The organism is Streptomyces sp. NPDC059455 (assembly GCF_042750115.1).
Classification (GTDB): Bacteria; Actinomycetota; Actinomycetes; order Streptomycetales; family Streptomycetaceae; genus Streptomyces; species Streptomyces endocoffeicus.
Genome location: NZ_JBHYVB010000157.1, coordinates 16,058 through 27,479 on the forward strand (window position 1 = coordinate 16,058; position 11,422 = coordinate 27,479).

8 protein-coding genes are annotated in these 11,422 nt (G+C 70.9%); 5 read left to right on the forward strand and 3 right to left on the reverse strand.

What is annotated here, in order from left to right:
- Positions 1–225: 225 nt before the first annotated feature.
- Positions 226–2,433, reverse strand: a complete 2,208-nt coding sequence (locus ACFXB5_RS38900; protein WP_385217467.1) for an MMPL family transporter — start codon at positions 2,431–2,433, stop codon at positions 226–228.
- Positions 2,434–2,670: 237 nt separating this feature from the next.
- Here ACFXB5_RS38900 and ACFXB5_RS38905 point away from each other — a divergent pair, with 237 nt between their 5' ends.
- Positions 2,671–3,945 carry a sensor histidine kinase gene (locus ACFXB5_RS38905; protein WP_385217469.1) on the forward strand — a complete coding sequence of 425 codons (1,275 nt, stop codon included), beginning with the start codon at positions 2,671–2,673 and terminating at the stop codon, positions 3,943–3,945.
- A 155-nt stretch (positions 3,946–4,100) separates the two neighbouring features.
- Here ACFXB5_RS38905 and ACFXB5_RS38910 read toward each other — a convergent pair whose 3' ends face one another.
- Complete coding sequence (locus ACFXB5_RS38910; RefSeq protein ID WP_385217472.1) at positions 4,101–5,516, reverse strand: hypothetical protein; 1,416 nt, start codon at positions 5,514–5,516, stop codon at positions 4,101–4,103.
- Between the two features lie 135 nt (positions 5,517–5,651).
- Positions 5,652–6,086 (reverse strand): ATP-binding protein, encoded by a 435-nt coding sequence (locus tag ACFXB5_RS38915; RefSeq protein WP_385217474.1) that lies wholly within the window; start codon positions 6,084–6,086, stop codon positions 5,652–5,654.
- Between the two features lie 133 nt (positions 6,087–6,219).
- Between ACFXB5_RS38915 and ACFXB5_RS38920 the strand changes: the two genes are divergently transcribed.
- The 4 genes from ACFXB5_RS38920 to ACFXB5_RS38935 all read left to right on the forward strand — a co-directional run bounded on the left by ACFXB5_RS38920 (position 6,220) and on the right by ACFXB5_RS38935 (position 11,303).
- The gene (locus tag ACFXB5_RS38920) at positions 6,220–7,107 is read left to right on the forward strand and encodes a helix-turn-helix domain-containing protein (RefSeq protein WP_385217477.1); all 888 of its coding nucleotides are present in this window, start codon (positions 6,220–6,222) and stop codon (positions 7,105–7,107) included.
- 12 nt (positions 7,108–7,119) lie between these two features.
- Positions 7,120–7,320, forward strand: coding sequence for a DUF397 domain-containing protein (locus ACFXB5_RS38925; RefSeq protein ID WP_385217479.1), 201 nt, complete (start codon positions 7,120–7,122; stop codon positions 7,318–7,320).
- Positions 7,321–7,405: 85 nt separating this feature from the next.
- Positions 7,406–8,053, forward strand: coding sequence for a LuxR C-terminal-related transcriptional regulator (locus ACFXB5_RS38930; RefSeq protein WP_385217482.1), 648 nt, complete (start codon positions 7,406–7,408; stop codon positions 8,051–8,053).
- 115 nt (positions 8,054–8,168) lie between these two features.
- Positions 8,169–11,303: an alpha-N-acetylglucosaminidase TIM-barrel domain-containing protein gene (locus ACFXB5_RS38935; protein WP_385217485.1), complete on the forward strand. Its 3,135-nt coding sequence runs from the start codon at positions 8,169–8,171 to the stop codon at positions 11,301–11,303.
- Positions 11,304–11,422: the final 119 nt, after the last annotated feature.

Consider the following 11,422-nt stretch of genomic DNA (forward strand, 5'->3'; position numbering starts at 1 on the left):
CCCCCGGACTGGTCGAGTCGATCCGGGCGATGCAGGACGGCGACGTTGTTGTGGGAGACCCCACCCGGGGGACCCCTCCCCGCCCCCCCCCCGTCGCCCCCCCCCCACGGGCGGGCGCATGCGGTGCGGGTCCGCGACCCCAGCAGGTCCAGGACCCCAGCGGGTCCGCGACCTCAGCAGGTCCGCGACCCCAGCAGGTCCGGGACCCCAGCAGGTCCAGGAACCTCAGCGGCCCGCCCCCACCAGTGGCGGACGCGGCCGCTCCACCGGCTCCTCGCCGTGGCCCACGCTCGGCAGCCACCGCAGGGCGCGCGGCAGATACCAGTTGCGCTCGCCGAGCAGCGCCATCACCGAGGGCAGCAGCACCATCCGCACCAGCGTGGCGTCCACCAGCACCGCGACCGCGAGCCCGACGCCCATCTGCTGCATGTCCTGCATCCGCAGCAGTGCGAAGACCGCGAACGCGGCGACCATGATGGCGGCCGCCCCGGTGACCGAGCCCGCCGTCGTCCGGATGCCCTCGCGGATCGCGTCCCGGGTGGCGAGCCCCCGCTCATGGGCCTCCCGGATCCGCGAGACCACGAACACGTGGTAGTCCATCGACAGCCCGAAGAGGATGACGAGGACGAACAGCGGCATCCAGCCCTCGATCGCCCCGGCCGGCTCCATCCCCAGCCACTCCGCGCCCCAGCCGTGCTGGAAGACGGCGGTCATCATGCCGTACGCGGCGCCCACCGACAGCAGGTTGAGCAGGATCGAGACGATCGCGATCGGCAGTGACCGGAAGCAGAGCAGCATCAGTACGAAGGTCACGGCGGCGATGAAGAGGAAGACCGGTGCGATGTCGGTCTTCAGCTGGTCGTTGAAGTCGCGGCTGGAGGCGAGTTCACCGGTCACGTACACCTGGTCGGAGACCGGTCCGAGGATCCTCGGCACCAGCTCCTCCTTGAGCGTGTCCAGGGCACCTCGGGAGGTGGCGTCCTGACCATCCCCGGCCAGTGGCACCTCGATCCGGGCCACCCCCTCCTTACGGTGCGCCTCGACGTCGACCGTCTTGCCGAACCGCCCGGACGCGGCGAGCTCCTTCTTGAAGTCCGCCACGGCCGCGTCGAAGCGGGCGGAGCCGACCTCGTCGGAGCGCAGCACCACCTCGGCCGGGGCGGGGCCGCCGGGGAAGGAGCCGGTGATCTCCTGGTACGCCACGGTGATGGCGGCTTCGGAGCCGAACTGCTTCTCCAGGCCGAGCTGTTCGGTCTTCATCCCGAGGGCGGGGACGCACAGCACCAGCAGCAGCGCGCCCGACACGGCGGCGAACAGCTTCGGCTTGGCCAGGACGGGCCGCATCAGCCTGCCGGAGAGGCCCCCGCTGGCGTGCACGCCCTTCCGCACACCCTTCTTCCGGCGGCGGTTCAGCAGCGGCACCCGCCCGGCGTCGATCCGGTCGCCCAGCCAGGACAGCATCGCGGGCAGCACGGTCACCGAGCCGAGCATCGACATCAGCACGACCAGGATGGTGGCGACCGCGAAGCCGTGGAACAGCAGCAGCCCGGACAGGAACATCCCGGCCATCGCCAGCATGACCGTGACCCCGGAGATCAGCACCGCCCGGCCGCTGGTGGCGGCCGCGATCCGCAGCGCGGTTCCGGCGTCCCGGCCCGCGGCCCGCTCATCGCGCTCCCGCCGCAGGTAGAACAGCGAGTAGTCGACGCCGACGGCCAGGCCCACCAGGAACATCACCGAGTTGGTGGAGTCGAACAGGGGCAGCTGGTGGCTGACGAGGGCCAGCAGTCCGAAGGTGCCCACGCAAGCGGTCACCGCGAGCAGCACCGGCAGCAGCGCGGCCACCAGCGCCCCGAAGACCACCAGCAGAATGCCCAGCGCCAGCGGTACGGCGGTCAGCTCGGCCTTCTTGAAGTCGTCGGTCAGCATGTCGTCGAGCCGATGCTGGGCGGTGGCGTCGCCGAACTCGTAGGCCACGACGCCCCGATGGGCCGATTCGGTCCTCTCCACCGCCTCGACGACGGGACCCACCCGTTCCCCGGCGGTGTCGGGGTCGCCCTTCATCTCAAAGCTGATCAGCGCCTCCCGCCCGTTCTCCGAGCGCACCGCGGGCCGCACGCGCACCGTCTCGCCCGTCCGCTCCAGTCGCGCCGAGAGGTCGCGGGCCGCGTCCCGCCAGCCGTCCGGGCGGTCGCTGCGCAGCATCACCATCTCTCCGGCCGGGGTCTGGAGGCCCGCGTCCTCCAGGATCTTCTCGGCGCGTGCGGAATCACCCGTGGTGTTCTCGGAGTTGGTCATCTGCCGGGATCCCGACATTCCCCCGACCACGGCGACGACCACGACGAACAGCAGCCATCCGATGATCGCGGTCTTGCGGTGGCGGGTGCTCCACCCGCCCAGCCGCACGGCCAGGCCCTTCCTCGTTGCGCTCATGGCGTCTCTCCCCGTGCGGTACGGACGGAACAGGTCATGCCACGACGTTAGAAATCCGCAGGTCCGCGCCCCAGCCGGGCAGCCACCCAGTCGCCGAGGCATAGGGCGAGGCGGGGAGGTGGTGCCAGGTACACCCCGGGACGGTGTCCGGCCCCCGTGTCCGGGCGGCAGGCCGCTGACACACTGAGATGGCCCGCCGGTGCGGGCACGACATTCCGACCAGCGAGGGGAAGCCGGATGAGGGCACGTGGAGCGCTGACGGCCTGCGCACGGGGGTTCGCCGTCTCCTGGCTCGCGCTGGTGTCGATCGCCCTGTCCGTGCTGACGATCCTGTCGATCAGCTTCATCACGCTGGGCATCGGGGTGTTCACCACCCCTCCGCTGATCCGCGCGGTGCGGGCGCACGCCAATCGGCGCCGGCTGCTGGCCGCCGCCTGGTCCGGTGTGCGGATCCAGCTGCCGTACCGCCCGCTGCCGGCCGATCGGCGCCCCGGGGTCACCGGCCAGGTGGAGCTGTGCACCTTCCTGCTGAAGGACCCGGCGACCTGGCGCGATCTGCTGTGGCTCCAGGTCGACATGACGGCCGGGTACGCCATCGCGCTGCTGGCCTTCGTCTTCATGCCGTACGGGCTCGAGGGGTTCGTGCTGGCCGCCGGGGTGTGGCAGCCGATCGTGGACGCGGGCGGCACCTACTGGTACGCGTTCCTGCCCATCGACTCACTCGGCACCGCCCTGCTGGCCGTCCCGGTCGGCGTCGGCTTCATCGCCCTCGGCTCGGTCCTCTCCCCCGTGCTGCTGCGCGGCCACTTCCTGCTGGCGCGCTCCTTCCTGGACCCGACCCCGCACATGGCGCTCGAGCAGCGGGTGCTGCGGCTCACCGAGACCCGGCACGACGCGGTGGACACCTCCGCCGCCGAACTGCGCCGCATCGAGCGCGATCTGCACGACGGCGCCCAGGCCCGGCTCGTGGCGATGGGCATGAGCCTGGGCACCGTGGAGGCCCTGATCGAGAAGGACCCGGCCAAGGCCAGGGAACTGCTCGCCGCGGCCCGTACGAACTCCGCCGAGGCCCTCGCCGAACTGCGCGACCTGGTCCGCGGCATCCATCCGCCGGTACTGGCCGAGCGCGGCCTGGGGGACGCGGTGCGCGCGCTGGCGCTGCGGATGGCGGTGCCGGTGGAGGTGGACGTGGACCTTACGGGCCGCCCCGACGAACCGGTCGAGTCGGCGGCGTACTTCGCGGTCAGCGAGGTGCTGACCAACGCGGCCAAGCACGCGGGCGCCTCGCGGATGTGGCTGGACATCCACCACCAGGACGGCATGCTGCGCGTCACCGTGACCGACGACGGCCGCGGCGGCGCGGAGATCACCCCGGACGGCGGGCTGAGCGGCGTCGAGCGGCGGCTCGGCACGTTCGACGGGGTCCTCGCGGTCAGCAGCCCGGCCGGCGGGCCCACCATGGTGACGATGGAGATCCCCTGCGTCCTCTCGGCGCCCAACGCCGCCCGATGACCCACCGCCGCCGGGGAAAATCCGGCGGCGGGACGCGCCGCCCCGGTGTTAGCGTGCCGATGCCGGCCGCGGGACTCCGGTGCGACTTCCGGAACCCGCCTGCCGCGTGGACAACGTCCTGGGCCACCGTTGACACTCCACCGCGCCACATGCGCTCAGTCAGTGATGTACCAGTCGTCCTTCATGTACTCCAGGGTGCTGGTCCCGATCTCGTTTTCGGAGAAGGTGACGGAGGCCTGGACCGCATCGGCCGAAATGTCGATCTTGGCGGGGCTTCGCACGACGACCTTCTGCGGATCGACCGTCGCGGTCTGCAGAGCCTTCTTCTGCGGAGGCGAGATCATCTGGAACGTGACGAGGAACGTGGACTCGCACGGACCGAACCCCTGGTCCTCCGCCTGCTTCGCCGCGGGCCCGGCCACCTCGCAGACCGTCTTGATGTCCTCCCGGCCCACGGCGTGCAGATACTCCTCGTACCGCCGGATCGCCCCTTCCTTCGTCCTGGGCGCGGCCTGGTCCGTGGGCTGTTCTGTGGGCTGGTCCGTGGGCTGTTCTGAGGGCTGTTCTGTGGGCTGACCCTCGGGCTGGTCCTTGGGCGGATCCGTCGGCGGCTTGTCGGCGGGCCCGCAACTGTCGTTGGTGAAGACGCCCGACAGCAGACGCCCCGGGCGCGGGCCCATCGGCCCGTTGAATCCGCTCACATGCTGCTGCGACCCCCACCACCCGGCGTACCCCCACCAGGGCTCGCGGTTGACAGGGCGGGCGTGCTCCCAAGTGCGCCACTCGGCGCCGCCCTTCGAGGGCCGATCGAGCGTGCCGTTCACCCACTGGTTCTTATCGGTCGGATAGGAGCCGTGTGAACCACGCGCCGAGTACACCGTCGGATGCCCGTCCTGCGGATCCAGTTCCGACCACTTCACGCCGCACGTATCCTTGCCGTGCTTCGCGAACGTCACCGCCTCCGGCTTGCCGTCGCGCAATTGGACCGCGACGCGCTCCCAGTCGCCCTCGTGCCGGTTGCCCGGGGTCAGGTTGTTGTAGGCGTAGAAGAACCAGTAGACGTACGCCGCGCGCTTCGGGTCGGTCTTGTGGTTGTGGTACTCCCAGTAGACCGGCGCGTCAGTGCCCTCACCCTTCCGCACCTCCTTCGGCGGGTCGAGATAGAAACCGCCGTCGGCCTCGGTCGAGGTGTGCCACTTGTCCCCGTGTCCGGGGCAGGACACCGGCTTGGACGACGACTTCCCCGGCTGCACGTCCGCGTGCTTGTAGGGACTGTCCTTACTCCCCAACCGCCGCGGGTCGGGCGGGTCGGCCACCGGTCCCTCGTCACGGCAGAAGCCGTCGTGGTCGAAGCGCAGCGCGGACCGCCCGATGAACCGCGTCGCGTCCATCGGCAACAGCGACTCCCCCTTGGCCAGCCGCACCAACGGCGCGAACCGCGCGGCCTCGGCCGCGGACCCCTTCGAAGGCTCCGCCCCCGTCCACTCCTTCTCCTTCTCCGGCCCGCACGCCACCAGCGCCACCGAAAGCGACACCGCCACGCCCACCATCACCCGCATCCGACCCAGCACCGGCTCCCCCTTCGTTCGCCCGCCACCAGGCAGCAGCACGTCAAGAGGACATTACGCGGAATCCGGCAGAACGGTTCCCCGCGCGGGGCGCCCCCCCCACCGGGCCGCCCCGCGCGGAAGCCTTCCCCCTTACGCTCAGCCGTGCTGCTCCTCGGGCTTCGGCGGCGCGAGGGCGAACCACACCGCCTTGCCGGTGACGCCCGCGTCCTTGTCGGTGTAGTCGACCACACCCCAGTCGTCCGAACACGACTCGACCAGCGCCAACCCCCGGCCGCCCTCGTCGTCGGCCTCGGCCTGGACCGGCTGGGGCAGGGCCGAGCCCGAGTCCCATACGGTGACACGGAAATCCGGGGGCTTCGGCTGCCAGTCCATGCTGACGTACGAGTCGGTGGCGGTGTTGCGCAGAGCGTTCGTCGTCAGCTCGGAGACGAGGAGTTCGGCTGTGTCGACGAGGCAGTCGAGGCGGGCCGCTTTGAGGATATGGCGGATGGTGGCTCGTACGACGCCCACCGCGCGCGGATCGTGCGGGATGAACAGGCCGTAGGACCAAGGCGATTCTGGCGTGCGCATGTGGCAGCCTCCAGGTGAGTACCTTGCGTGACTGGCGCCGCACCTAAAGTAGCGCTACGAGTTGCCAATCCACAACACGATCGGCACGCTACGTGGTTGAGTAGTCACACTAGCCACCACCGAGGGAGGGCGTATGGGACTCCGAGCCAACCCCACGTACCGTCAACGACGCTTCGGGGCTGAGGTTCGCAAGCTACGGGAACATGCTGGCCTCAGCGTTGGCCAAAGCGCCGCGGTGATGAGCATGAACCAGTCGCACATCAGCAACGTCGAGTCCGGACGCACCGGCCTGTCGCCGGAGCGGCTGCGCGCTCTGGCCGGAGCCGCAGGCTGTGAAAGTACAACCTACGTTGACGCGCTTGTGGCAATGGGCCAGGCGTCAGGCAAAGGCTGGTGGAGTGCGTATCGCGACAAGGTGCCCGCCTCGCGCATGGACACGGCCGAACTGGAGGCCGGTGCCGTTGCGATGCTCTGCTACGAGCCAACGTTCGTGCCAGGGCTGTTGCAGACCCGAGAGTACGCGACGGCGATCCACCAGGCCGGGTACGTCTCCGCCTCCCGCGAGGAGAACGACTCGTCCGTCGAATTCCGGCTGGAACGCCAGAAGGTGCTCACCGACGAGCGACCTTCCCGCTTCCACGCCGTCATTCATGAGGCCGCCCTGCACACCACGCTGAACGGCCGCGATGCCGTCATGCGCGGTCAGTTGCTTCGGTTGATCGCGCTGTCCCGGCTCCCCAATGTGACAGTCCAGGTCCTGCCCTTCGACGGACCCGTGCCGTTCGGCACGTCCTTCACGCTGATCCAGCCCGCCGTGGCGGCGTTGAGCACCGTGATCGTGCCGCACATCGAGAAGTCGCTCTACCTGGGGGACGGTGGCGCAATCGCTCGATACAACGAGGTATTCGCTACTATGCGCGAAGTGGCGTTGCCTCCTGTCGACGCGACGGTTTCACCGGAGGCACATGGCGTGAAGGACTCGCTGGGGTTGATCCAGCGGCTCCTCTATCCCCTGCTCTAGAAAGGCGCACACATGTCTCAGCTCACGTGGCGCAAGTCGAGCTTCAGCGAGGGTCACACGGACACGTGCGTGGAGATCGCAGCAGACCCAACCGGCGTACCGCACCTGCGGGAGAGCGACGATCCCCACACCGTCATAACCACCACCCCCACCGCCCTCCGCGCACTCCTCCGCACCATAAAAACCGGCTCCCTGGACCGTCCGGGCCGCTGATCCCCTCCCGCTCACCGCACAGCGGTAGATTCGGACCGATTCGGCCGTGTCCCCGCCCGGGGCCCGAAGAAGTCAGGGAGCCGCCGTGCGTGTTGTGGTCGCCGAGGATCTGTTCCTGTTGCGGGACGGGCTGGTCCGCATGCTGGAGGCGTACGACTTCGAGGTCGTGGCCGCCGTGGAAAGCGGACCCGAGCTGAGCAAGGCGCTGGCCGAGCTGGAGCCGGACGTCGCGGTCGTGGATGTGCGGCTGCCGCCGTCGTTCAGCGACGAGGGGCTGCAGTGCGCGCTGGCGGCGCGGCGGGCCCGGCCGGGGCTGCCGGTGCTCGTGCTGTCGCAGCATGTGGAGCAGCTGTACGCGCGGGAGCTGCTCGCGGACGGCAGCGGGGGCATCGGCTATCTGCTCAAGGACCGGGTCTTCGACGCCGATCAGTTCATCGACGCGGTGCGCCGGGTCGCCGCCGGGGGCACCGCGATGGATCCGCAGGTGATCTCGCAGCTGCTGGACCGGCGGTCGCAGGACAAGCCGATGGGGAATCTGACGCCGCGCGAGCGGGAGGTGATGGAGCTGATGGCGGAGGGGCGGTCGAACACGGCGATCGCGGCGCAGCTGTTCGTCACCGAGCGGGCGGTCGCCAAGCACACCTCCAACATCTTCGGCAAGCTCAGCCTGCCGCCGTCGGACGACAGCAACCGGCGGGTGCTGGCGGTGCTGGCCTACCTCGACCGGGGCTGAGCCGCCGCAGCCGGTCGGCCGGGGCCTCCCGTGCGCCCCATTGCTCCCACCCCACAACGCTGGTTAAGTGCCGGTGTCCATATGACCCATTGGCCGTAAGTCCGTTGGGGGGCGCATGAGCGACCTGAGCAGACGCACGCTGATCGGAACCGCCGGAGCACTGGGGGCCGGGGCCACGCTGGGGAGCCGGTTACCGGCGATGGCCGACGAACCGCACGACGCACAGGACACCGCCGTGACCGCATTCGACACCGCTCCCGCCCGCGCCGCGCTGCGACGGCTGCTCCCGGCACACGCCGATCAGTTCCGGCTGGTGGCGCTGGAGAGGCGGGGCGCCGAGGAGCGGTTCGAGGTCGACGGGTCCGCGGGGCGGCTGACGGTCTCCGGGACCAGCCCGGCGGTACTGCTCGCCGGGGTGCACTGGTATCTCAAGTACACCTGCCACGCCCAGATCACCTGGTCCGGCGATCAGCTGAATCTGCCGGGGAAGCTGCCCGCGCCCGCCCGGCGCGTCACCCGCTCGACCGCGCTCCCGCACCGCTTCGCGTTCAACGACACCCACGACGGCTACACCGCGCCGTTCGCCGACTGGGACCGCTGGGAGCACCTGATCGACATCGCGGCCCTGCACGGCTGCAACGAACTGCTGGTCACCGCCGGTCAGGAAGCTGTGTACCACCGGCTGCTCCAGGACTTCGGCTATACGGACGACGAGGCGCGGGCCTGGCTCCCCGCCCCATCCCACCAGCCGTGGTGGCTGCTGCAGAACATGAGCGGCTACGGCGGCCCGGTGTCCACCGCGCTCCTGGCCAGGCGCACCGAGCTGGGACGGCGGATCGCCGACCGGCTGCGGGAGCTGGGCATGCGGCCGGTGTTCCCCGGCTACTTCGGCACCGTCCCGGACGGCTTCGCGGACCGCAACCCGGGGGGCCGTACGGTCCCGCAGGGCGACTGGAACGGGCTCCGGCGGCCCGACTGGCTCGATCCGCGCACCGAGGTGTTCCGGAAGGTGGCCGCCGCCTTCTACCGCCATCAGGACGAACTGTTCGGCGAGGCCGAGCTGTTCAAGATGGATCTGCTGCACGAGGGTGGCGACCCCGGTGACGTTCCGGTGCCGGAGGCCGCCCGCGCCGTGGAGACCTCGCTCCAGACCGCCCGCCCCGGGGCCACCTGGGTGATCCTCGGCTGGCAGGAGAACCCGCGCCGCGATCTGCTGGACGCCGTCGACCACGACCGCATGCTCATCGTGGACGGTCTGTCGGACCTGGACACCGTCACCGACCGGGAGAAGGACTGGGGTGCGGTGCCGTACGCGTTCGGCACCATCCCCAACTTCGGCGGCCGCACCACGATCGGCGCCAAGACCCATATGTGGACCAAGCGGTTCACCGTATGGCGCGACAAACCGGGCAGCAAGCTGGTCGGCACGGCCTATATGCCGGAGGCGGTCGAGCGGGATCCGGCCGCGCTCGAGCTGTTCAGCGAGTTGGCGTGGCGGGATGAGGCGGTGGACCGGGCCGAGTGGTTCCGCTCCTACGCCGATGTGCGCTACGGCGGGCCGGACACCAGGGCCCGGGAGGCGTTCGCCGCGCTGCGCGACACCGCGTACGAGATCAGCAGCAAGGACGGCCGCCCGCACGACTCGGTGTTCGCCGCCCGGCCCTCCCTGACCGCGCGTTCGGGCACCAACTACGCGACGCACACCCCCGCCTTCGACCCGGCCGGGTTCGACGTGGCCTTCGCGGCGCTGCTGGGCGTGCGCGCCGGGCTGCGCGACAGCGACGCCTACCGCCACGACCTCACCGACATCGCCCGGCAGGCGCTCGCCAACCGCTCCTGGCAGCTGATCCCGCAGCTCCAGGACGCCTACGACCGTAAGGACCGCACGGCCTTCCGGACGCTGTCCCAGCTGTGGCTCAAGCTGATGCGGCTCAGCGACGACATGACCGGCGCCCACCGGCGGTTCCTGCTGGGCCCATGGCTCGAGGACGCCAAACGGATGGCCTCCGGCGAGGAGGAGTCGGCCCGGCTGGAGCGGGCCGCGCGCACCCTCATCACCACCTGGGCGGACCGCGCCACGGCCGACGGCGGCAAGCTGGCCAACTACGCCAACCGCGACTGGAGCGGCCTCATCGCCGACTTCCACCTCCCCCAGTGGCAGTCCTATCTGGACGAACTGGAGGACGCGCTGGCGGAGGGCCGGGCGCCGCGCACCTTCGACTGGTTCGCCGTCGAGGAGCCGTGGACGCGCGAACGCAAGAGCTACCCCGTGCGGCCGACGGCGGACGCCCACCGCACCGCCCAGCGGGTGCACGACGCGCTGGCCAAGGCCCCGTACCAGGGCACGCTCACCGTCACCGCCGAGCCCGCCACCCTGCCGCCCGGCGGCTCCGCGTCCCTCACCGCCGCCCTCCGCAACGTCAACGGGCTGCGCCCCACCGGCCGCGTCGACTTCGACCTCGCCGTGACCGGGCTCGACCCGTCCCCGGACGGGCCGACCCGGCTGCCGGGCGTCCCGGCGGGCGGCACCGGCGAGGTCCGCTGGCGGGCCACCGCGCCCGACGAGCCGCTGGAACACCCGCTCAAGCCGCTGCCGTACGAACTCGGCGTGACATACGGGCCGCGGGGCGAGGAGCGGGTGCGGGCCGTGCGCACCGGGACGCTGTGGATCGCCGGACCACTGGCGGACGGGCTGAAGACGGTCACCAACAGCGGTGCGGCCTTCGGCCAGTTGGACGAGCGGCTCGCGATCGACGGCGCGGGCCAGGACCTGTGGAAGGGCACCGCCGAATTCGGCTCCGTCTACCGTCATGGCGTCCTTACGGTGGGCACGGCCATGACCGTGAAAGTGGACACCCAGGCCGCCACCGGGCCCTGGGCGCGGGCCGGGATCATCGTCCGCAACGACCTCGCCACGGCGGGCTCCCCCGGCTTTGTGAACCTCTCCGTCACCCCGGCCAACGGCGTCGTCCTGTCCTACGACTCGGGCGGCGACGGCACGCTGGACACCTACCAGCGGATCACCGGCGTCAAGGCGCCCGTACTACTGCGGCTGACCCGCACCGCCGCCACCTCCTACACCGGCGAGCTGTCCACCGACGACGGCGCGACCTGGCGGAAGGTCGCCACCGTGACCGCGCCGGGCGCGGCGGCGACGCAGGACGCCGGAATCTTCATGAGCGCGGCGAACGGCGGCACGGGGGCCCGGGGGACGGTCGAGTTCAGCGGCTGGAAGACCAGTACGCCGTAGCGGGTTGGCGTCTGCGGCGGGTCCTTCCCCTCCCCGCCCCTTCCCGTTACCAGGGGCCCCGCCCCCACCCCACCCCGGGGGGGTGGCATTAAACCGCCCGGGGGGGGGGGCGGGCCCCC